Source organism: Sphingobium sp. LF-16 (genome assembly GCF_003711185.1).
GTDB classification, from domain to species: Bacteria; Pseudomonadota; Alphaproteobacteria; order Sphingomonadales; family Sphingomonadaceae; genus Sphingobium; species Sphingobium yanoikuyae_A.
On the sequence record NZ_CP029335.1, the window covers coordinates 2,146,085 to 2,168,521 of the forward strand.

15 protein-coding genes are annotated in these 22,437 nt (G+C 65.8%); 6 read left to right on the forward strand and 9 right to left on the reverse strand.

The features are described from left to right. Positions 1-3: 3 nt before the first annotated feature. Positions 4-525: a sigma-70 family RNA polymerase sigma factor gene (locus tag DIZ22_RS10035; protein ID WP_122928154.1), complete on the reverse strand. Its 522-nt coding sequence runs from the start codon at positions 523-525 to the stop codon at positions 4-6. A gap of 88 nt (positions 526-613) precedes the next feature. Then, positions 614-1,639 (reverse strand): oxidoreductase, encoded by a 1,026-nt coding sequence (locus DIZ22_RS10040; protein WP_122928155.1) that lies wholly within the window; start codon positions 1,637-1,639, stop codon positions 614-616. 113 nt (positions 1,640-1,752) lie between these two features. Between DIZ22_RS10040 and DIZ22_RS10045 the strand changes: the two genes are divergently transcribed. Further along, the gene (locus tag DIZ22_RS10045) at positions 1,753-2,262 is read left to right on the forward strand and encodes a hypothetical protein (RefSeq protein ID WP_048937284.1); all 510 of its coding nucleotides are present in this window, start codon (positions 1,753-1,755) and stop codon (positions 2,260-2,262) included. Positions 2,263-2,302: 40 nt separating this feature from the next. After that, a complete protein-coding gene (locus tag DIZ22_RS10050) occupies positions 2,303-3,346 on the forward strand; it encodes a Gfo/Idh/MocA family oxidoreductase (protein WP_276309033.1) in 1,044 nt (347 codons plus the stop codon). A gap of 123 nt (positions 3,347-3,469) precedes the next feature. Here DIZ22_RS10050 and DIZ22_RS10055 read toward each other — a convergent pair whose 3' ends face one another. The 7 genes from DIZ22_RS10055 to DIZ22_RS10085 all read right to left on the reverse strand — a co-directional run bounded on the left by DIZ22_RS10055 (position 3,470) and on the right by DIZ22_RS10085 (position 14,873). Next, a complete protein-coding gene (locus DIZ22_RS10055; RefSeq protein WP_048937286.1) occupies positions 3,470-4,102 on the reverse strand; it encodes a PaaI family thioesterase in 633 nt (210 codons plus the stop codon). A gap of 97 nt (positions 4,103-4,199) precedes the next feature. Continuing rightward, positions 4,200-6,104 carry a glycogen debranching protein GlgX gene (glgX, locus tag DIZ22_RS10060; protein WP_122928156.1) on the reverse strand — a complete coding sequence of 635 codons (1,905 nt, stop codon included), beginning with the start codon at positions 6,102-6,104 and terminating at the stop codon, positions 4,200-4,202. Next, entirely contained in the window at positions 6,101-7,552 is a 1,452-nt protein-coding gene (glgA, locus tag DIZ22_RS10065) for a glycogen synthase GlgA (protein ID WP_122928157.1), read from the reverse strand. The genes glgX and glgA overlap by 4 nt, the downstream gene beginning before the upstream one ends. A gap of 8 nt (positions 7,553-7,560) precedes the next feature. Continuing rightward, on the reverse strand, positions 7,561-8,820 hold the full coding sequence (gene glgC, locus DIZ22_RS10070) for a glucose-1-phosphate adenylyltransferase (protein WP_048937289.1): 1,260 nt from the start codon (positions 8,818-8,820) through the stop codon (positions 7,561-7,563). Between the two features lie 48 nt (positions 8,821-8,868). After that, positions 8,869-11,043 carry a 1,4-alpha-glucan branching protein GlgB gene (glgB, locus tag DIZ22_RS10075; RefSeq protein ID WP_048937290.1) on the reverse strand — a complete coding sequence of 725 codons (2,175 nt, stop codon included), beginning with the start codon at positions 11,041-11,043 and terminating at the stop codon, positions 8,869-8,871. 39 nt (positions 11,044-11,082) lie between these two features. Next, entirely contained in the window at positions 11,083-13,548 is a 2,466-nt protein-coding gene (locus tag DIZ22_RS10080) for a glycogen/starch/alpha-glucan phosphorylase (protein WP_048937291.1), read from the reverse strand. 119 nt (positions 13,549-13,667) lie between these two features. Then, positions 13,668-14,873: a serine hydrolase domain-containing protein gene (locus DIZ22_RS10085; RefSeq protein ID WP_048937292.1), complete on the reverse strand. Its 1,206-nt coding sequence runs from the start codon at positions 14,871-14,873 to the stop codon at positions 13,668-13,670. Positions 14,874-15,031: 158 nt separating this feature from the next. Between DIZ22_RS10085 and DIZ22_RS10090 the strand changes: the two genes are divergently transcribed. The 4 genes from DIZ22_RS10090 to DIZ22_RS10105 all read left to right on the forward strand — a co-directional run bounded on the left by DIZ22_RS10090 (position 15,032) and on the right by DIZ22_RS10105 (position 22,275). Continuing rightward, positions 15,032-15,544 (forward strand): sigma-70 family RNA polymerase sigma factor, encoded by a 513-nt coding sequence (locus DIZ22_RS10090; RefSeq protein ID WP_029547652.1) that lies wholly within the window; start codon positions 15,032-15,034, stop codon positions 15,542-15,544. Positions 15,545-15,599: 55 nt separating this feature from the next. Continuing rightward, entirely contained in the window at positions 15,600-16,529 is a 930-nt protein-coding gene (locus DIZ22_RS10095) for a FecR domain-containing protein (RefSeq protein WP_037507458.1), read from the forward strand. Further along, positions 16,513-18,957 carry a TonB-dependent receptor gene (locus tag DIZ22_RS10100; RefSeq protein ID WP_122928158.1) on the forward strand — a complete coding sequence of 815 codons (2,445 nt, stop codon included), beginning with the start codon at positions 16,513-16,515 and terminating at the stop codon, positions 18,955-18,957. The genes DIZ22_RS10095 and DIZ22_RS10100 overlap by 17 nt, the downstream gene beginning before the upstream one ends. 102 nt (positions 18,958-19,059) lie before the next feature. Next, complete coding sequence (locus DIZ22_RS10105) at positions 19,060-22,275, forward strand: autotransporter domain-containing protein (protein ID WP_122928159.1); 3,216 nt, start codon at positions 19,060-19,062, stop codon at positions 22,273-22,275. Positions 22,276-22,437 lie beyond the last annotated feature (162 nt).

Consider the following 22,437-nt stretch of genomic DNA (forward strand, 5'->3'; position numbering starts at 1 on the left):
GGCTCAATCCCTCACGATGCGCAGATGGCCGGGGCACACGGCTGGCGCCCCCTCCTCCAGTGCGCGCAGCTTCGCGCGGGCGCGGGACAGGCGCGAAATCAGCGTGCCGATGGGAATGCCGATCGCGTCGGCCGCATCCTGATAGGAAAGCCCCTCGACCGCGACGAGATGCAGCACGGCCTGCTGCTCCTCCGGCAGGGCGGTCAGCGCCGCCTCGATCTGGTGCAGTCGCACCATCTGCTCCTGCGCCGGCGCCGCTACCGGCTCGGCCTGCGCCACGGCGTCGGCGCGGAACCGTTCGCGCACGGCCGCCCGTCGCGTGCCGCTGACGAAGACATTATGCAGGATGGAAAACAGCCAGACGCGCAGTGGCCGGCCGCGCTGATAGCTGTCGGCATTGGCATAGGCGCGCACCAGCGCATCCTGGACCAGGTCTTCGGCATCGCTTTCATTGCCGGTCAGTCGACGGGCGTAGCGCATCAGCGCGGGCAGCAGGTCGACGACCTTGGGCGACGTGGGTTTCATACGTCACTTACGCCTCAGTGGCGGCTTTAATCCCCTTTGCTACCAAATTATTTCCAGACCATGTATCGGGGCTTTCCCCGACCGGGGATCAGGGTCGGATTTCGCGCCTTTCCGCGCTGCTGCGCAGGCCTGCTTCCAATATTTCCATCACCGCGATCGCCTCGTTCGCCGGCACCGGATTGGCGCCCTCGCCCCGGATCGCATCGGCCAGCGCCTGCCAGAACAGCCGGTAATCGCCACGTTCATTCATAACCATATGGCTATCGCCCGCCGCATCGGTCAGATGGCCCGGCTGCGGATCGACGCCCCAGTCCGCCCCCTCGGGCCGCTGCCCCGCGACCGTCGCCGCCTCCTGCCCGTCGGTCCCATTCTTGATCCAGCTGCCGCCCGTGCCATGGACGACGAAGCGCAAACCATGCGCCGCCGCCTGCTTGGTCGCATGCAGCAGCACGCGATGGCGCGGATAGCGCAGCGTCACATGGAAATAATCGGGCGACACCGCCCCTTCGCGCAGAGCGGCAATGTCCGCGCTCACCCCTTCGGGCTTGCCGAACAGGCACAGCGCCTGGTCGATCAGGTGCGGCCCCAGATCCTGCCAGATGCCCGCCGCCCGCGCATCCTTCCAGGTCGTCGCCGGGGTCGGCCGCCAGCGGTCGAAATGGCTTTCGAACTGGATGATCTCGCCCAGCCGTCCCTCGGCGATCAACCGGCGCAAGGTGCGGAAATCCGCGTCCCAGCGCCGGTTCTGGAAGATCGCCAGCAACCTGCCCGCGCCTTCCGCCTCGGCCGCGACCCGGCGCGCATCGGCTAGGCTTGTGGCGAAGGGCTTGTCCACCAGCACATGCTTGCCCGCCCGCAGCGCCGCGATCGCATGGTCGGCATGCAGTTCGTCCGGGCTGCACACGATCACCAGATCGATCCCCGGCAATGTCAGCAGCGCATCGACATCGGGCACCACCTGCATGCCCGGCAGGCCGGCATGGACCTTGGCCGGATCGCGCGAGACCACCGCGCGCAGCGCCATGCCCGGCGTCGCCAGCACATAGGGCGCGTGGAACGCCCGCCCGCCAAGCCCATAGCCGATCAGGCCCACGCCGATTTCCTGCATCATCATCGTCCCATATCGCCGGGGCGGATCAGGGCGTACGCGCCTTGCCCCATAAAGATAGCATATACTATCTTCATACCGAATCCCGCGAACGGGATCATGCCGAGAGGATAGCGCCCATGTTGTTGCGCCGACCATCGCCGCTTGTCGACCCGGCATCGGGCGTGCTGCGCGCCGAACATTTCCAGATCGCCTATGCGACCAACGATATCGACCGGGCGCAGGCGATCCTGGCTGACCGCTATGGCATCGGCACCTTTCGTCGGCTCGAAGGACCGCTGGCGGCCGGCGGCCAGATCCGCGTCGAACTGGCCTGGGTCGGTCCGGTCATGTATGAATTGCTGACCGCCTCCGGGCCGGGATCGGACATCTACATGAACCGGCTCGCCCCCGGCGATGTTTTCCAGATGCGCCATCATCATCTGGGCTACCTGATCCACGACGCCGCGCAGTGGCAGGCCCTGCTCGCCCGCGCGCAAGCCGACGGCCTGCCCGTCCCCCATGTCCGCCATAATCCGGGCTTCATGGACAGCTGTTTCGTCGATGCGCCGGAGCTTGGCCATTATCTCGAATATATTTTCCCGACCCAGGCCGGGATCGACTTCTTCGCCGCCGTCCCCGCCACCTGACCCGCCCGAAAGGATCAACCATGCCCCCTGCCCCCGCGCGATCGTCGTCGGCACCGGCTTTGGCTGTCGCATCCATGTCCCCGCACTGCGCGCTGCCGGGTTCGAGGTGGCAGGCCTCATCGGCACCGATCCGGACCGCACCCGCCGCCGCGCCGATGCTGTCAACATCGCTGACATCTTCACGGATCTCAGCGAAGCGATCGACCGCACCGGCGCGGTCGCGGTGACGATCGCCACGCCCCCCGCCAGCCATGCCGCGCTTGCCCTGACCGCGATCGGGCGCGGCTGCCATATCCTTTGCGAAAAACCGATGGCCGCCGACCTGGCCGAGGCCCGCGCGATGCTGGCGGCGGCGGAACAGGCGGGCGTCACGCATCTGATCGGCAACGAGTTTCGCTGGGCGCCCGATCGCGCGATGATCGGCCGCGCCATCGCCAACGGGCTGATCGGCGATCCGCGCTATGTGACCCTGTCCAGCGTCCTGCCGATCGTCGCCGATCCCGCTGCCCGCATGCCGCGCTGGTGGTTCGATGCCGGCGCCGGCGGCGGCTGGCTCGGCGCCCATGGCTCGCATCTGGTCGACCAGTTGCGCGTCTGGTTGGGCGAGGTCGACAGCCTCAGCGCCACCCTGCCCACCGTGTCGGACCGCCCGGCCGACGCGGCGGAGGACAGCTATGTCGTCCGCTTCGGCATGAAGAATGGCGCTCAAGGCGTACTTCAACACAGCGCCGGCGTCTGGGGTCCATCCGAAAATATCAGCCGCGTCGCCGGCACCCATGGCACGCTCTGGGTCGACAAGGGGGTGGTGAAGATCGCCGACCGGGATGGCGTGCGCGACCTGCCGGTCGATGCCGACCTTGGCCTGCCGCCGATCGAAACCGACGACCCACGCAAGGCGGCGATGCTGTTCGAACTCGCCCCCTTCATCCGCCTGTGCGAAGCGCTACGCGCCGGCGTCGAAGGGCGGCCCATGCCCGATGGCGTCCCGGTCCCGACCTTCCATGATGGCGTCGCGGCGATGGCGCTACTCGACGCCATCCGCCAGTCCGCCGCGCAGGATGGCGCGCTCGTCACATTGTCCTGAAAAGAGAGAAGGCCCGTCGACGGGGGGATGTCGACGGGCCCGATCTGCGAGACCGCCCGAGCGGGGGGGGAAGTGCGGCGGCCTCATGCAACAGAACGGGCCAATGCGGCGATGGTTCCCGCCTTATTGCTGATGCGGCAGCAATTCGATGAACAGCCCCTCGGCGTCGGCACACAGCAGATCGCCGTCACGCAGTTCGCCACGCACGAAACGCTTGCGCCCCTCGACCTTGGTGACCCAGGCGCTCACCTGCAATTCCTTGTCGATCGGCGTGATCGCCCGATAATTGACATGCAGATAGGCGGTGCGCGCCATGCGCTGCGCGTTCATGTTCGCCGGCAGCCCCAATATTTCGTCGAACAGCAAAGCCACCGCCCCGCCATGGGCGGCATAGTTGGCGCCCAGATGGAAGGCGCCAAAGGTGACGCGGGCATGGAGCGAATCATCGCCCATCTGATCGGGGATGAAGGCCGGCGCAAACACCTGGCCATGGCCCGGCGCGTCGCGCACCCGGCCGAACATGCGATGCGCCTCGTCCGCCACCATCGGCGTCAGACGCTGCGTCCAGGCGGCCAGGTCCGCGTCCAGCGCCTGCGCCGTAGCGTCGTCCAGCTTGGCCGCCGCGACATGATCCAGGAAGTCGCGCAGCCGGTCGATCATCGCGCCATAGGGCGTATCGCCCGTCAGCCAGCGCCCGCCCAGCAGATCCCGCTCCTCGTCCGATCCCGGTCCTGCCGCCGATCCTGCTTCCGTCATCTGTCGTCCTGCTCCCTTTGCCCCCTGCTTAGCCATGCTTTGGCGGGCGAAGGAAGCCCCCGATCGGCGGGCAGGATGGCGGCTGGATCGCCGCGCATCAATCGGGCGCGGTCGCGCCTTCCGGGATAACGCTACGGCGTTGCGGCATCACGCTGCGCCCCGGCACCATCAGGGGACCGCCAGGCGTCTCGAAAAGAAAATCCTCCTCCGCGCCATTGATGCACAGGCTGAGGCCCGACGCCCGGAAATGCAGCACCAGCCGCCGCCGCGCGGGGTCTTCCCATTGGGCAACGGTCAGCGGCTGCCCGCCCTCGTCCAGCCAGACGACATCGCCCTCGCCCAGCAGCGCCACGTCGGTTAGCTCGGCACAATTCCGCCGCCACTGGCCCAGCGCAAAGGCATGCGCCTCGATCTCCCGGTCGCGCGCGTCCCACTCGATCCAACTGATGCCATTATCCTGCGCATAGGCGTTGTTGTTGCCCATCTGGCTGCGCCCGAACTCGTCGCCCGCCGTCAGCATGATCGTCCCGCGCGAGCAGAAGAGGGTGGAGAGCAGCGCCTTGATGTCGCGCCGCCGCGCCGCGTTCACCGCCGGATCGTCGCTCACCCCCTCCACGCCGTTGTTCCAGCTGAAATTCTCGCCATGGCCATCGCGATTGTCCTCGCCATTGGCGAGGTTATGCTTGTCCGCATAGGCGGTGCAGTCGGCCAAAGTGAAGCCGTCATGGGCGGCGAGGAAATTGACGCTGCGGGTGATGCCATCGAACAGGTCCGACGATCCCGCCAACCGCGCGGCGAAGGCGCCGATCGTACCGGCGTCGCCCCGCCAGAAACGCCGCATATCGTCGCGATAGCGGTCATTCCATTCCAGCCAGGGTGGCCCGAACCGGCCCAGTTGATAGCCCCCCGGCCCGATATCCCATGGCTCGGCAATCAGGATGCGGTCGCCCAGCACCGGATCGGCGCGCATCTCCGCCAACAGCGGCGCATCAGGATCGAACCCGTCCGCGAGCCGCCCCAGCGCTGGCGCCAGATCGAAACGGAAGCCGTCGACCCCCGCCTGCACCACGAAATGGCGCAGCGATTCCAGGATCATCCGGCGCACCATCGGCTGGTTGCAATCCACGCTGTTGCCGGTGCCGGTATCGTTGATCAGCCGTCCGTCCGCCTCGTGCCGGAAATAGGCGCGGGCATCGAGGCCGCGCAGCGACAAGGTCGGCCCCAACCTGTCGCTTTCGCCGTCATGATTATAGACCATGTCCATGATCACGCCGATCCCGGCGTCGTGCAGCGCCGCCACCGTATCGCGCAGTTCGGCAAGCCCGCCGGGCGCCAGCCGCGGATCGAGCGCGAAATAGCTGACCGGATTATAGCCCCAGGCATTGCGCAGGCCGAGCGGCGGCAAATGCCGCTCATCGATCCAGGCGTTGATCGGCATCAGCTCGACCGCGCCGACACCCAGCTTTTGGAGATGATCGATCACCACCGGATGGGCGAGTGCGGCGATCGTACCGCACTGCGCCTCGGGAATGTCGGGATGCAACAGCGAGAAGCTGCGCACCTGCAATTCATAGATCAGCCCGCCCGGCTGGAAGCACGGCGGCTTCGGCGCAACCGGCGGCAACGGCGCGGCGACCACGCCCTTGGGCATCAGCGGCGCCGTGTCCTCCCCCTGCCCGCGCGGTGCGGCCAGCATCGGGTCGTGGACGAAGGCCCGGTCGATCGCCGGCGCATAGGGATCGAGCAGCAGCTTGTCGGGGTCAAACCACAGGCCATGATCGGGATCATAAGGGCCATCGGCGCGCAGGCCATAGCGGCGCCCGGCACCGACGCCCGGCGCATGGACCTGCCAGACACCCTCTCCCCCCCGCGCCATCGGCAGGCGGGTTTCCCGGTCGTCGGCATCGAACAGGCAGAGCCAGAGCTGCGTCGCCTCCGGCGCCCAGACGGCAAAGCGGGTTCCGCCGGCATCGATCACCGGCCCGAACCCGCCCGCGCTCATGCGGCTTCGCGCTCCAGCAGGCTGCGATAGAGGGCCGCGTAGCGCGCCGCGCTGTGCGTCCAGCTGAAATCGGCGCGCATGCCCGCGCGCTGCATCGCCTGCCAGGCCTCGGGCTCGCCATGCAGCCGCACCGTCCGCGCAATCGCGCCGTGCAGCGCCAGCGTATCGTCGCCGGCGAACAGGATGCCGGTCGCCACGGCCGCACTCACCGCCGCCTCATTGGCGTCGATCACCGTATCGGCCAGGCCGCCGACCCGCGCCACCACCGGCACGCAGCCATAGCGCAGGCCATAAAGCTGGGTCAGGCCGCATGGCTCGAACCGCGACGGGATCAGGATCGCGTCGCCGCCCGCCTGCAACAGATGCGACAGCGGCTCGTCATAGCCGATCTGCACGCCCACCCGGCCGCAATGCCGGTCCGCCGCCGCCAGAAAACCGCCTTCCAGCGCATGATCGCCCGATCCCAGCACCGCCAGCTTCGCGCCCAGCCCGACCAGATGGTCGATCGCGTTCATCATCAGGTCCATGCCCTTCTGCCAGGTCAGGCGGCTGATGATGACGAAGATCGGCGCATCGTCACGCTGCAGGCCGAAGCGCTTTTCCAGCGCCCGCCGGTTGGCGCTGCGTCCACTCAGAGCGCGCGCACTATAGCGCCGCGCGATCAGTTCATCCTCGGCCGGGTTCCAGATATCGGTATCGACTCCGTTCAATATGCCGTGCAGCTTGTCGCTGCGCCCGTTGATCAGCCCGTCCAGCCCCATGCCATGGACCGGCGAGCGGATTTCCTCGGCATAGGTCGGGCTGACCGTGGTGATCGCATCGGCCGACACCAGCCCCGCCTTCAGGAAACCGGTGCCGCCATAATATTCGACGCCATCCATGCCCCAGGCTTCGGCCGGCAGGCCCAGCTGGGCAAAAATCTCCGGTCCGAACCGCCCCTGAAAGGCCAGGTTATGGATGGTGACGACGCGCGGCACGGCATGGGCCGGGCCAAAGCGCATATAGGCCGCCGTCATCGCCGCCTGCCAGTCATGGACATGGACGATATCGGGCACCCAGCCCTTCACGCCCTCCGCCGCAATGTCCGCCCCGACCCGCGCCAACGCGGCAAAGCGCCGCCAATTGTCGCCCCAGTCATTGCCGCCATGGTCGCCATAGGGCCCGCCCTCGCGCGCATAGAAATCGGGTGCATCCAGCACCAGCAGGTCGAGGTCACCGACCTTCCCCGCCAGCACCGTCGCCGGGGCGCCGAACAGCTTGTCATAGCGGCGCACCGCCTTGGCCTTGCCCAGCTTCGACAGGATCGACGGATAGCCGGGCACCAGCGTCCGGGTCTCGACATCATGGCCGGCCAGCGCGCCGGGCAGCGCGCCGACGACATCGGCCAGCCCCCCGGTCTTGATCAGCGGATAGATTTCGGACGCAACCGACAGAAGCTTCATCTTCATCCTTCGTTTCAGGCCACCAGCCGATCGATCATCGGCTGCGTCACCAGGCATATGCCGCTGTCGGTGCGACGGAAATGCTGCGCGTCAAAGGCCGGGTCTTCGCCGATGATCAGGCCCGGCGGGATGCTGATCCCGGAATCGACCACGCATTTGTGCAGCCGCGCGCCCCGCCCGATCACGCAATTGGGCATGATGACGCTCTCTGTGATGGACGAGAAGCTGTGGGTGCGCACCTCGGAAAAGAGCAGGCTGCGATGCAGCGAGGAGCCCGACACGATGCAGCCGCCCGCCACCAGCGAACTGGTCGCCGATCCGCGCCGTCCATCCTCGTTATGGACGAACTTGGCCGGCGGCGTGACCTCCGAATAGGTCCAGAGCGGCCAGCTGCGGTCGTAAAGGTCCAGGCTCGGAACCACGTCGGTCAGGTCGATATTGGCCTGCCAATAGGCGTCGATCGTGCCGACATCGCGCCAATAGGGCACCAGTTCGCTTTCCGCCCGCACACAGCTGCTGGAGAAGCGATGCGCCACCGCCTTGCCGTGCTTGACGATATAAGGGATGATGTCGCCGCCGAAATCGCGTCTGCTGTCCTTGTCGTCGGCATCGCGCAACAATTGCTCGATCAGGAAGCGGGTGCGGAAGACATAAATGCCCATCGATGCCAGCGCCATGTCGGGCTGACCGGGAATGGCGGGCGGATCCTTGGGCTTTTCGACAAAGGCGGTGATGACGTCCGCCTCGTCGACATGCATCACGCCAAAGCCGACCGCCTCCATCCGCGGCACCTCCAGACAGCCGACCGTGACATCCGCGCCACTGTCGACATGCTGTTGCAGCATCAGCTCATAGTCCATCTTGTAGACATGATCGCCAGCCAGGATGACCATATATTCCGGCGCATAGCTTTCGATGATGTCGATATTCTGGAACACCGCGTCGGCCGTGCCCTCATACCATTGGCTTTCGGAAATGCGCTGGCTGGCGGGCAATATGTCGAAGCTCTCGTTGCGCTCGGGCCGCAGGAAGTTCCAGCCGCGCTGCAAATGCCGGATCAGCGAATGGGCCTTATACTGGGTCGCGACGCCGATCCGGCGGATACCGCTGTTGAGCGCATTGGACAGCGCAAAGTCGATGATCCGCGCCTTGCCACCGAAATGCACAGCTGGCTTGGCCCGCCGGTCGGTCAGCTCGGCAAGGCGACTGCCGCGTCCGCCGGCCAGCACATAGGCCATGGCGTCGCGCGCGATCGGCTGATTGCGTTGTTGCATTAGGGCTCCTCTCTCATGCCCGCGACCGCCTGCACGCGTTCCTCGGTATCAATAGTCCAGTTCCAGCATCAAGGTTCCGAAGGGCGGGATGGTTATGTTCGCCCATCCGCTCTCATCGGCCTCGACCACGCCCATATTGCCGGCTCCGCTGCCGCCATATTCACACGCATCGCTATTGAGTATCTCGCGCCAGCGACCGCCCACGGGCAGCCGCATGCGATAGCCATGGCGCAGCACCGGCGTGAAATGGCTGACGACGACGATCGGCTTGTGGCCGGGCGCCCGTCGTTGCCAGGCAAAGACGCTGTCCGCTGCGCCGTCGACCAGCACCCATTCAAACCCTTCCGCCTCGCAATCGCGCGCATGCAATGCCGGCCGCGAGCGATAGAGACGGTTGAGGTCGCCGACCAGCATTTGCACGCCCTGATGGGGCGCATGATCGACCAGGTTCCAGTCGAGCGCCCGCTGCTCGCTCCACTCGGCGCGCTGGGCAAACTCCTGCCCCATGAACAGCAGCTTCTTGCCGGGATAGCCCCACATGAAGGCATAATAAGCCCGCAGCGTCGCGAATTTCTGCCAGTCGTCGCCCGCCATCTTGTGCAGCAGCGACGATTTGCCATGCACCACCTCGTCATGGCTCAGCGCCAGCACGAAATTCTCGCTGAAGGCGTAGAGCAAGCCGAAGGTGATGTCGTCATGATGATGCTGCCGATGCACCGGCTCGCGCGCCAGATAGCGCAGCGTGTCGTGCATGAAGCCCATATTCCATTTGAAACCGAAGCCGAGGCCACCCTGATGCACCGGCGCCGACACCTGCGGCCAGCTGGTCGATTCCTCGGCGATCGTCATCACGCCGGGCGAGTCCGCATAGAGCGCCTTGTTCATCCCCTGGAGGAAGGCCACCGCCTCCACATTCTCCCGCCCACCATGGTCGTTGGGGATCCATTCGCCGGGCTTGCGCGAATAATCGAGATAGAGCATCGAGGCGACCGCATCGACCCGCAGCCCGTCGACATGATAGCGCTCGGCCCAGAAGAGCGCATTGTTGGTCAGATATTCCGCCACCTCGCGCCGGCCGAAATTATAGATCGCCGTGTTCCAGTCCGGCTGGAAGCCCTTGCGCGGATCGGCATGTTCATAAAGCGCGGTGCCATCGAACCGGGCCAGACCATGCTCGTCGGTCGGGAAATGCGCCGGCACCCAATCGAGGAGGACACCTATCCCCGCTCGGTGCGCGCCATCTACGAAACGAGCAAAGCCCGCCGGATCGCCAAAGCGCGCGGTCGGCGCATAAAGGCCCAGCGTCTGGTAGCCCCAGCTTGGGTCATAGGGAAATTCGCTGATCGGCAGGAACTCGATATGGGTAAATCCCATGCCGACAACATAAGGGATCAGCCGCTCGGCCAGCGCGTCCCAGTGCAGGAAATCGCCATTTTCGTCGCGCTGCCACGATCCGGCATGCACTTCGTAGATGGAGATGGGCTGGCGCCGCGCATCGGCCTTCTGCCAATGGTCGCGGTGATCCGCATCGCCCCATATATGCGCGGGCGGACCGTTGACGATCGACGCGGTCGACGGGCGCAGTTCCGAGCGGAAGGCGAAGGGATCGGCCTTGAGCGGCAGCACCACGCCGTCCGGCCCGACAATCTCGAACTTGTAGGGCTGGCCGATGCCGACTTCGGGCAGGAAGATTTCCCACACGCCCGCATCCTGCCGGTGCCGCATCGCCGCGCGCCGCCCGTCCCAGCGATTGAAGTCGCCGACCACCGACACGCGCCGGGCATTGGGGGCCCAGACCGCGAAATGGGTGCCGGCAACCCCCTCATGCTCCATCGGATGCGCGCCCAACTTCTCGAACAGCCGCTTGTGCGATCCTTCGGCGAAATAATAATCGTCCATCGGCCCCAGCACCGGGCCAAAGCCATAGGGGTCGATCGTCGCATAGGTGCCGCCATCGGCATATTGCGCTTCATAGCGCAGCGGCTGGCGCTTGCGGATCTTGACCTTGCCCTCGAACAGTCCGGCCGGGTGGATCAGCGCCAGTTCGCCGACCGGCTTGCCATCCAGCGTCTGCGCGCTGACGCTGACGGCATCGGGCAACAGCACGCAGGCGGTAAAGCCGGTCTTGCCGCTGTCAGGATCGGCCGGATGCACGCCAAGCGTCGCGAAGGGATCGGCATCCCGCCCTTCGACCAGCCGGTCGATCTGCTCCGGCGTCAGCACGCTCCTATCTCCCGTCTCCGCCGATCGCGGCCATTCTTATCATCCCATGTTCCAGATGTCGGCGGCATATTCGCGGATCGTCCGGTCGGACGAGAACCAGCCCATGCGCGCGACATTGTGGATCGCCTTCTTCGCCCACAATGCCTGATCCTGCCAGATGCCATCGACCCGGCGCTGGGCGGCGGCATAGCTGTCGAAATCGGCCGCCACCATGAACCAGTCATGGTCATAAATGCCCTGGATCAGATCCTTGTAGCGATTGGGATCGTCGGGCGAGAAGACGCCGCTGGCAATGGCATTGAGCGCCTGCCCCAGTTCCCGGCTCTGTTCGATCACCGCGCGCGGATTATAGCCCTCGGCCCGGCGCTGGTTCACCTCGGCCGCGGTCAGGCCGAAGATCACGATATTATCCTCGCCGACATGGTCGCGCATCTCGACATTGGCGCCGTCCAGCGTGCCGATGGTCAGCGCGCCATTGACCGCGAACTTCATGTTTCCGGTGCCCGATGCCTCCATGCCGGCGGTCGAAATCTGTTCCGACAGATCGGCGGCCGGGATCATCATCTCGGCCATGGAGACATTGTAATTGGGCACGAACTGCACCTTCAGCAGTCCCTGAACCGACGGGTCATGATTGATCGCGCGGGCCACGTCGCCCGCCAGCTTTATGATCAGCTTGGCATTATGATAGCTGGGCGCCGCCTTGCCGCCGAACAGCTTGACCCGCGGTACCCAGTCCTTTTCCGGGTGAGAACGGATCTGGTCATAGAGCGCCACTGCCTCGATGATGTTGAGCAATTGCCGCTTATATTCATGGATGCGCTTGATCTGGATGTCGAACAGCGCGTCGGCGTCGATCCGCGCATTGATGCGCTTGCGCAGCAGGTCGGCCAGCGCGACCTTGTTGAAGCGCTTCACCGCCAGGAACCGTTCCTGGAAGGCGGTGTCGTCGGCGAAATTGTCAAGCTCGCGCAGCGCCTCGGCATCGTCCATGAAGCGGTCGCCGATCGCCTCACGGATCAGCTCGAACAGGCCATGGTTGCACTGCATCAGCCAGCGGCGGAAGGTGACGCCGTTGGTCTTGTTGTTGATCCGCGCGGGATAGAGCTTGTGCAGGTCGGCAAAGACCGTGACCTTCATCAGGTCGGTATGCAGCGCTGACACGCCGTTGACGCTGTGCGATCCGGCAAAGGCCAGATTGCCCATCCGTACCCGCCGCTCGCCGCCCTCGTCGATCAGCGAGATGGTGCCGATCGCATGATCGTCGAACTGGCCGGACTTGCGCGCCTCGCCTAGCAAGCGGCTGTTGATCGCATAGACGATCTGCATGTGCCGTGGCAGCAACCGCTCGAACAAGGGCACCGGCCAGCTTTCCAGCGCCTCGGGCAGCAGAGTGTGGTTGGTATAGCCGAAGGTGCGACGGACAATGTCCCAGCCCTCGTCGAAATCCAGCCCATGCTCGTCGACCAGGATGCGCATCAGCTCCGCCACCGACACCGCCGGATGGGTATCGTTAAGCTGGATCGCCGCCTTGTCCGGCAAGGTTCTGATGTCGCCGAAATATTGAATGTGCCGACGTACAATGTCCTGCAGCGAGGCGGAGGAGAAGAAATATTCCTGCCGCAGCCGCAACTCCTGCCCCGCCGGCGAACTGTCGGCAGGATAGAGGACGCGGGTCAGCGCCTCGGCCCGGTTGCTTTCGGACAGCGCGCCCAGATGGTCGCCGGCATTGAACTTGTCGAGCAGGATCGGGTCGATCGGCTGCGCCTCCCACAGGCGCAACGTATTGACCCGCTTGCCGCGCCAGCCGGCGATCGGCGTGTCATAGGGGGTGGCGATCACCCGTTCGGCGGGACGCCAGCTCATCTGATAGGGGCCGCAATTCGCGCACTCGGCCGGATCGACACGCCCACCGAACCCGACCTCGTAACTTGCCTCGCGCCGCTCGAACTCCCAGGGATTGCCGTGCGCCAGCCAGTTTTCCGGCAGTTCCACCTGCCAGCCGTCGCTGATCTCCTGCCGGAACATGCCGTTCACATAACGGATGCCATAGCCATAGGCGGGGATGTCGACCGTCGCCATGCTCTCCATGAAGCAGGCGGCGAGCCGCCCCAGGCCGCCATTGCCCAGCGCCGCATCCGGCTCCAGCGCGGCGATCAGGTCCAGATCGACGCCGAGCGATTCGAGCGCGGCCTGCAAATCGTCCAGCATCTCCATATTGGATGCGGCATCGCGCATCAGCCGGCCGATCAGGAATTCCAGGCTCAGATAATAGACCCTGCGCCCCTGCTCTTCATAGGTCTTGTGGGTGGACTCGATCCAGGCGTCGATCACCCGGTCGCGGATCGAGAGGATAACGGCATGCAGCCAGTCATGCGGCTTGGCCGCCTTGGCATCCTTGCCGATGCGATAGGTCAATCGCTCGACAATCTCATGGGCCAGAATCTGCGGATCAACCTGCCGGGGTGCCGGCTTGGGAAGCTGCGTCTCGCCCTTGAGATTCATGGCCGGGATCTCCCTCTATGAGTCACCGGGATGATGGCACAGCGCGCTTCGCCATGCCAATCCATTTTTTGCAGCGCAGCATGGGCTTTTCCCGCTTCTTTCCGCGGGCTTGGCCTGCCTCAGCCCTGACCGCGTCGCGTAACGATCGCCGCCCCGATCCCGGCCCGCAATTCCGCCCGCACCGGATAGGTGCTGGACGGCAGATGCTGGGTCATGAACAGGCCGATCAGCCGCTCGACCGGATCGATGAAGAAATAGGTCGAAAACACCCCGCCCCAGTAAAATTGCTGGTTCGCCAGCGTCATCGCGAAGCCCAGGCCGAAACCCACGCCGGCATAATCGGCTTCGCTGAACATCGCCTGCGACATGCTGGCGAGATCGCCGCCGCCGGGCAGGTGATTGCTTCGCATCTGCACCACCGTTTCGGGCTGCAACAGCCGCGCCCCATCCATCTCGCCACCGCGCAGCAGCATCCGGGCAAAGCGATGATAGTCGGCCGTGGAGGAAATCAGCCCGCCCCCGCCCGATCGGAAACGCAGCTTGCGCCGCCAGCTGCTGGCCGCGCCCCGGTCACGAAGCCGCAACCCGTCCTCGCCCAGCCCCCAGGCATCGGTCAGTCGGTCGGTCCGGTCCTCAGGCAAGGTGAAGAAACTGTCCTTCATGCCCAGCGGATCGAAGATATTCTGACGAAAATGCGTCTCCAGATCCTGCCCCGACAGCCGCTCGACGATCACGCCCAGCACATCGGTCGACACGCCGTAATTCCAGCGCTCGCCCGGCGAAAATTCCAGCGGCAGGCTGGCCAGCGCGGCGATGAATTCGTCCGATGATCGCTTCTGCTGGAACTCGTCCAGCCCCAGTTCGCGATAGCGCGCATCGATCGGCGTCTGCCGTTGCAACCCATAGGTCAGACCCGATGTGTGGCGCAGCAGGTCGATCATCCGCATCGGCCGCGTAATCCGCCCGGTTCCGTCCGCGCCGACGCGCAAGTCGGCAAATTCGGGCAGCACGTCGGTCACCGGATCGTCCAGCGCCACCTTGCCCTGTTCGACCAGCCGCATGAAGGCGACGCTGGTGATCGGCTTGGTCATGGACGCGATGCGGAACAGCGCATCGGCCTGCAACGGCTCGCCAGTCGCCCGCGCCTGCCCCCGGCTGACCGACAACAACGGCACCTCGTCGCGCGAGACCAGCATCTGCATATGCGGCAATTTGCCGCTCTGCACATAGGTCCGGTCCAGATGATCCACCAGCGCATCCAGCCGGTCAGGGTCCATCCCCGCCGCCCGCGCCGCTGCTGCATCCGTCACCTTCGCTGTCGCCATGTCCGCTCCTGCCATATCCGGAACGGGCTAGAGCAAGCCGCGCACTAGGTAAATGATTTCAGGCCATGACCGGTCGATCCGCGCCTTGCCATTGCCAAGACCCCACCCCTGCCTCTATGGCAACCCGCCTGATCGCCAATACCGGACGCACCACAGGCATGGCCACGGGCCTTTCTGCTATCTTCTTCCAGAACCGCGCTGCTTTGCTGCGCTTCCTGCGCGCGCGCGGTGCGGGGGAGGATGCGGAAGATCTGCTGCAGGACATGTGGATGAAGCTGGAGGCCAAGGATCTGGGGCCGGTCGCCGATCCCCTGCCCTATCTCTATCGCATGGCCAACAACCTGATGCTCGATCGCTATCGCTCCGCCACGCGGCGCGAGCGGCGCGAGCAGGACTGGGCCGAAGGCGCCGGCGGCGTGATGGCCGATCCGAATGACGATCTGGCGGTCGACGAACGCATGATCCTCAATCAGCGGCTGGAACAGGCGCGCGGCATATTGGCCGATCTTGGCCCCCGCGTCGAACTGGTGTTCCGCCGTTTCCGCATAGAGGGGGTCGGCCAGCGGCTGATCGCGGAGGAATTGGGGGTCAGCCTGACCACGGTCGAGAAGGATCTGCAAAAGGCCTATCGGGCGATGCTTGCGCTCAAGCAAAGTCTGGATACGGAATGAGCGGATCGGCGGCGTCTGGCTCTTCAAGGGGCAAGAAATGAACAGGGCACAGGCCATGATGAACGAGGAGGCGCTCGGATGGGTAATCCGCACGCGCGATCCCGAATTTGACGACTGGGACGCCTTCACCATCTGGCTGGAGGGCGATCCCGCCCGCGCGACCGCCTATGATGCGCTGATGGCGGCCGACGCGGATCTGGCGGACATGGTTCCGGCAGAACCCGTCGTCATGCCTGTTGCCGCCAATGATGCCGGCGAACGTCACCGCCGCCCGCTGCGCTGGATCGGCGGCGGCGCGATCGCCGCCGCGCTGGTGGCCGCCGTCTCGGTCGGCCTGCTCAACCGCAGCGACATCTACAGCATCACCACCCGTCCCGGCGAAACCCGCAGCATCGCGCTCGACGACGGCACCCGGATCGAACTGAACGGCGGCACCACCCTGCGCCTCGACCGCAAGAATGCGCGCTTTGCCGCGCTCGACGCGGGCGAAGCCGCCTTCACCGTGCGCCATGATGCCGCCGATCCGTTCCGCGTAACCGTGGGCGACGCCGTGTTCGAGGATGCTGGCACCGTCTTCAATATCGTCCATAGCGGCAACGCCACCCGCATCGGCGTGTCCGAGGGCAAGGTGATCTACAATCCGCAGGCCGAAGCCATTTCGCTGCCCGCCGGCCGCGCGCTCAGCGACGGCGCGGAAGGGCTGCGCGTGATGGACGTCGCGCCCCAGGCCGTCGCCAGTTGGCGCCAGGGCCAACTCATCTATGCCAATGCGCCGGTCGGCGACGTGACCCAGGATATCGCCCGTTCGCTGGGCGTGACGCTGGCCGCGACGCCCGGCGCGCAGGCCATGCGCTTTACCGGCACGATCCGGCTTGAACGGGATCCGTCCCGCTTCTTCGCCGCTGCCGCGCCCCTGATGGGGCTGTCCGCCATCCGACAGGGGAATGGATGGCTGCTGAAGGAAGGGGATGGGTCGCAAAACTGACGTCCTTTTCGTCACCGCCTTCGCCATAGCGGCCGCATCGCCTGCGCGAGCGGCGGACAGACAGTCGATCGACCTCGCTCCGGGACGCCTGGGCGAGGCGGTGGTGGCGCTCGGCCGTCAAACCGGCGCCAGCATCGGCATGTCGGACCAGTCACTGGCCGGCATCGCCACCCCAGCGATCCGGGGCCGGATGTCGACCGCAGGCGCCCTTTCCCAGTTGCTGCGCGGCAGCGGCGCCAAGGCCCGGCAGATCGACGCCAGCACCTGGCGCATCGTGCGTGCCCGCAAAAGCACTCCGCCCCCGTCGCCGACGCCAGCCGCAGCGGTGCAACTCGCGCCGGTCGTTCAGGAACCGCCGGCCGACATCATCGTCACTGCGTCCAAGCGCGACATTCCCCTGCCCCGCTATGCCGGCATGGTCGAAACCGTGACCGGCGGCCTATTCGAGACCGCCGACGCGGCACAGGGCACGGCCGCGCTGCTCTCGCGCGTCGCCAGCCTCAGCTCCACCCATGCCGGTGCCGGCCGCAATAAGCTGTTCATCCGCGCCATCGCCGATTCCGGCGTCGCCGGGCCGACCCAGGCGACGACCGGCCAATATCTGGGCGACATGCGCCTCAACTATGCCGCGCCCGATCCCGACCTGCGCCTCTATGACGTCGGCGGGGTCGAGGTGCTGGAAGGGCCACAGGGCACGCTTTACGGCGCCGGCTCGCTCGGCGGCATCATCCGCATCATCCCCAACGCCCCCAATCTCGCGCAGTTCGGCGGCCAGATCTCGACCGGCGTGTCGGCAACCCAGCATGGCGATCCGGGCGGCGACCTGTCGGCCATCCTCAACCTGCCGATCGTGGCCGAGAAGGTGGCGCTGCGCGTCGTCGGCTATGGCGTGCAGGAAGGCGGCTATATCGACGATGTCCTGCGCGACAAGGATGACGTCAATCGCACCCGCACCTATGGCGGCCGCGCCACGCTGCGGATCGCACCGGCGGACGACTGGACGATCGATCTCAGCACCGCCTATCAGCATATCGAAGGTGACGACGCCCAATATGCCAGCCGCGAGGTCGGCCGACTGGAACGCGCCTCCAGCGTCGCCCAGCCCTATCATTCCGACTATATCCTAGCCAATGCGCGGATCGAGCATCAGTGGGACGATCTGCGCCTCGTCTCCTCGACCGGCTATGTTCGCAATGTCCTGGCCGAAAGCTACGACGCGACCCAGCCGGGCGGCGCACCCGCCCTGTTCCGCCAGCGCAACAAGGTCGAACTTTTCTCGACCGAGAACCGGCTGGTCCGCGACCTCGACAATGGCCTGGGCTGGCTGCTGGGCGTTTCCTATCTGGAAAGCACCTCGACCATCCAGCGGTCGCTGACCGGCTATGGCCCCCTGAGTGCACCGGCGATCGAGATCCTGCCGGGCGTCCCGGTCTATGGTCGCGGACGTCCTGCCACGGCCACCGGCGTGCGCAACCGGATCAAGGAAGCGACCCTGTTCGGCGAAGCCTCGTTCGAACCGCTCCAGGGGCTGGTCGCTACCGTCGGCGGACGCCTCACCAACAGCCGCCTCAGCGGCGAGGCGATCGATCCGGTGGCGATGCTTTCGGCCGTCGCCGACCTTGCCCGTGTCGAGGCGCAGGCCGATCGCTCCGAAACCATCTTCCTCCCCTCCTTCTCGCTGCTCAGCGATGCGGTGAAGTGGCTCACCCTCTATGCCCGGTTCGAACAGGGCTTTCGTCCCGGCGGCCTGGCGGTCGACGATCAGCGCGCGCGCAGCTTCCGTAACGATCGCATCTCGACCATGGAACTGGGCTTCCGCAAGGGCGTGCCGGGCCGCCACACGGTCGCGCTCAGCGGCAATGTCGCCTATACCGACTGGCGCGATATCCAGGCCGACGTCACCGACCGCATCGGCCTGCCGACCACCGCCAATATCGGCGATGGACGCATCTATACGGTGGAAGGCCGGATCGTGGTCCGCCCGATCCCGCCGCTGACGCTCGACGGCTCGATCATCTATAATGACAGCCGCCTGACCCAGCCGGCCCAGTTCGTGCGCGCTCTTTCCTATGAAGGGCGCTCGCTGACCCTGCCCAATGTCGCCAATCTGGGCGGCCGGATTGCCGCCGACTATCGCGCGCCATTGGGCGACGACATGCGCCTGCACCTGTCGGCCTCGGCCCGCTATGTCGGCAAGTCGCGCCTGGGCGTCGGGCCGATATTGGGCCGCGAACAGGGGGATTATGTCGATACGGCCCTGTCCGCCGCCGTCACCCGCGGCCCGGTCGAACTCTCGCTTTCGCTCACCAACCTGTTCGACAGCGACGGCAATCGTTTCTCGCTCGGCACGCCGTTCGACCTGAGCACGGACTATTATACGCCGCTGCGTCCCCGCACCGTGCGCATCGGCCTGGATTTCGCCTTCTAAAATCACACCGGACGGCATTTTTCCTGACGGAACCGGCCCGGCGGCGGCGTCCCTCCCGCATGTACGTGCCCATCAAACGGCGCGGCATTCAGAGGAGATATCATGCGACATTTGCTGGCCTGCACGGCCATCGCCCCGGTTCTGGTTGCGCTGACCGCAACCAACGCCGCGGCGGAAACCACGATCGGTTCATCCACCACCACCGCCGTCAAGACCTCCACCGTCGCCTCGGGCGCGGCCGATGCGATCACGGTCAGCTCGGCTGGCAGCATCACGCTGACCAGCGGCACCGCGATCACGATGGACAGCAACAACAATGTCAGCAACGCCGGTTCGCTGACCATCAACGATGCCGACAATGCGACCGGCATTCTGATCAAGGCCGGCACCACCGGCAACATCACCAACAGCGGCACGATCACGCTGACGGAAGATTATACCGCGACGGACACGGACAGTGACGGCGACATTGACGGGACGTTCGCCAAAGGGACGAACCGCAATGGCATCCTGGTCGAATCCGGCGCGGCCCACACCGGCAATATCGACACCACTGGCGCGATCTCGATCGAAGGCAACAACAGCGCCGGCATCCGCGTCAACTCGACCCTGATCGGCAATCTGTCGACCTATGGCACCATCTCCGTCGTCGGCGACAACAGCTATGGCGTGGTCGCCAACGATATTGACGGCAACGCCACGATCCGCGGTTCGATCAGCACCAAGGGCGCAAACAGCACCGCCGTCGCCCTGCTGGGCGATGTCGATGGCGCAGTGAAGATCCAGGGCACGATCGTCAGCACCGGCTATCGCTCCACCACCCGCCCGAGCGACGTCACCAAGCTCGATGCCGACGACCTGCTGCAGGGCGGCCCCGCCCTCGTCATCGCCGGCAATGCCAGCGGCGGCATCGTGTTCGACGTCGCGCCGACCGCCAGCGACGATGACGACGAAGATGACACCGACATCGATGATGACGGCCTGCTCGACAGCACCGAAACCACCGCCACGGTCATCAACTATGGCTCGGCGGCTGCGGTGCAGATCGGCTCGGCCACGGCCGACACCAGAATCGGCGTGGTCCAGGGCGACAGTTCGGGCTATGGCGTGGTCGTGCGCGGCGCGATCGCGGGCTATGGCATCTATGACGGCGTCGATGCCAATGCGATGGTGATCGGCGGCCTGGGCGGCGATGTCGACATTGCCAAGGGCGTCCTGGTCGCCGGATCGATCACCGCCATCTCCTATGACAGCAACGCCACCGCGCTGCGCCTGGGTTCGGGCGCGACCAGCGACGCGATCGAGATTTCGGGCACCGTCGCCGCATCGGGCGCGGCGCTCGCGAACACCACGTCGCGCGGCGTGGTGATCGACGCCGGGGCACAGGTGAATTCGGTCAAGGTCAGCGGCACCGTCGCGGCCGTCGCCGCCGATGATGAAAAGGGTCGCGCGATCGCGATCCTCGATTCCTCGGGCACCGTCTCCAGCCTCAGCAACACCGGCACCATCTCGGCGACCGGCGGCCTTACCAACACCGCCATTGACCTCAGCGCCAACAGCAGCGGCGTGACGCTGACCCAGGCACTCGCCTCCTCGACCGCGACCGCGCCCAGCATCGTCGGCGACGTCAAGCTCGGCTCGGGCGATGACGTCATGACGGTATCGGCTGGCCGGATCGTCGGCGATGTCAGCCTGGGCGCCGGCAACAACAGCCTGTCGCTCTCGGGCAGTTCGACCCTGACCGGCGATCTCAGCTATGCCGGCACCGGCGCCACCCTGACCCTGGCCGATACCGCCAGCGTCACCGGCGCGCTCGACTTTGGCGGCGCCAGCGGCACGATGACGCTGAACGGCACCTCCAGCTATACCGGCGCGATCAGCAACAGCGGCAATATGGCGCTGGTGCTGAACGGCGGCACGCTGGCTGTCAGCAACACCGGTTCGGTCGCGCTCGCCTCGCTCAGCGCCTCCTCCGGCTCGGCGCTGGGCGTCACCATCAACGGCGCCGATGGCACCAACACCGTCTATGACGTGGCCGGCGCTGCCAGCTTCGCCAGCGGTTCCAAGGTGAAGGTGGCGCTGACCCAGGTCGGCGGATCGGAAGGCGACTATGTCATCGTCCGCGCCGCATCGCTGTCCGGCACCCCGGCGCTCGATAGCGCGACCCTGCTGCCCTATATGTTCAAGGGCAGCGTCAGCAGCGACACCACGACCGGTGACGTAACCCTGTCGATCGCCGCCAAGACCACGTCGGAACTGGGCCTGACCGGTTCGCTTTCAAGGGCCTATTCGGCGATCTTCAACGCGCTCGACAATGACAGCACGCTGGCCAACGCCTATCTGGACGTGACCGACGGCCAGACGCTGAACGGTGCGCTGCGCCAGATGCTGCCTGAACATTCCGGCAGCACCTTCGAAGCCGTCACCGCCGGCTCGCGGGCGACCGCGCGCATCCTGTCCGATCCCAACGGCATCTACCGGACCAAGGACGGCAAGCTGGGCTTCTGGTTGCAGCAGGTCGCGTTCGGCAGTTCCAAGAGCATCGGCGACACCGCTTCCTACGACATCAATGGCTGGGGCGCTGGCGGCGGCGTCGAATATCTGACCGATCTTGGCGCCTTCGGTGGTTCCTTCGCCTATATCCATGGCCGGGACACCAGCGACAGCTCCAACAGCTCGGCGGATTCCGACCAGTTCGAACTGGCGGCGCACTGGCGCGGCAGCTGGGGTCCGCTCCAAGCCTTCGCGCGCGTTTCGGCGGCGCATATCGACTTTGACGGCACCCGCAACTTCGCGCTCGACGATGTCGTGCGCAAGGCGACCGGTGACTGGTCGGGCAAGCTCTATTCGGCCACGGCCGGGGCTTCCTATCAGCTCCAGTTCAACCGCTTCAGCCTGCGTCCGGGCGTGGGCTTCGACTATTATCGCCTGAAGGAAAGCGGCTATAGCGAAAGCGGCGGCGGCGACGCGTTCAACCTGACCGTCGATGGCCGCACCAGCGACGAAATGACCGCCAACGGCACGATCGCCGCCGGCTATGATTTCGGCAGCCTCAATCGCGAGGATGGCTGGGCACGGTTCGAACTGGAAGGCGGACGCCGCCAACTGATCGGCGGGTCGCTCGGCGACACGGTCGCCCATTTCAAGGATGGCGATGATTTCGTCCTGGTCGCCGACAAGCGCACCAGCGGCTGGACCGGCCGGGCTCGCCTCTATGGCGGCACCGACACGTTCCGCGTCGGCGGTGAGTTCGGTGCGGAAGAACAACAAAATCACGTCGCAATCTCATTCCGGGCGACGGTTAACTTCGTCCTGTGACGTCTGAATAAGGAATTGGCGGGCCACACCCCACAGACCCTCCCGGTCCGCCAGTTGCGCCACGGCATGATGTTCCTCCCCAAGGGACGCCAAGGCAAAAAAGAGGGGCGTCGCATGGGTTTCACCCGAGCGGCGCCCCTTTTTTCATGGGCTAGTTCCGTT

Coding starts and splice junctions, on each gene's coding strand:
- DIZ22_RS10040 (WP_122928155.1), bottom strand. CDS start 1,639: ATGATGATGCAGGAAATCGGCGTGGGCCTGATCGGCTATGGGCTTGGC.
- DIZ22_RS10100 (WP_122928158.1), top strand. CDS start 16,513: ATGGGTCGCAAAACTGACGTCCTTTTCGTCACCGCCTTCGCCATAGCG.
- DIZ22_RS10105 (WP_122928159.1), top strand. CDS start 19,060: ATGCGACATTTGCTGGCCTGCACGGCCATCGCCCCGGTTCTGGTTGCG.
- DIZ22_RS10085 (WP_048937292.1), bottom strand. CDS start 14,873: ATGGCGACAGCGAAGGTGACGGATGCAGCAGCGGCGCGGGCGGCGGGG.
- DIZ22_RS10055 (WP_048937286.1), bottom strand. CDS start 4,102: ATGACGGAAGCAGGATCGGCGGCAGGACCGGGATCGGACGAGGAGCGG.
- glgA (WP_122928157.1), bottom strand. CDS start 7,552: ATGAAGATGAAGCTTCTGTCGGTTGCGTCCGAAATCTATCCGCTGATC.
- DIZ22_RS10035 (WP_122928154.1), bottom strand. CDS start 525: ATGAAACCCACGTCGCCCAAGGTCGTCGACCTGCTGCCCGCGCTGATG.
- glgX (WP_122928156.1), bottom strand. CDS start 6,104: ATGAGCGCGGGCGGGTTCGGGCCGGTGATCGATGCCGGCGGAACCCGC.
- DIZ22_RS10090 (WP_029547652.1), top strand. CDS start 15,032: ATGGCCACGGGCCTTTCTGCTATCTTCTTCCAGAACCGCGCTGCTTTG.
- DIZ22_RS10045 (WP_048937284.1), top strand. CDS start 1,753: ATGTTGTTGCGCCGACCATCGCCGCTTGTCGACCCGGCATCGGGCGTG.
- DIZ22_RS10080 (WP_048937291.1), bottom strand. CDS start 13,548: ATGAATCTCAAGGGCGAGACGCAGCTTCCCAAGCCGGCACCCCGGCAG.
- DIZ22_RS10095 (WP_037507458.1), top strand. CDS start 15,600: ATGATGAACGAGGAGGCGCTCGGATGGGTAATCCGCACGCGCGATCCC.
- glgC (WP_048937289.1), bottom strand. CDS start 8,820: ATGCAACAACGCAATCAGCCGATCGCGCGCGACGCCATGGCCTATGTG.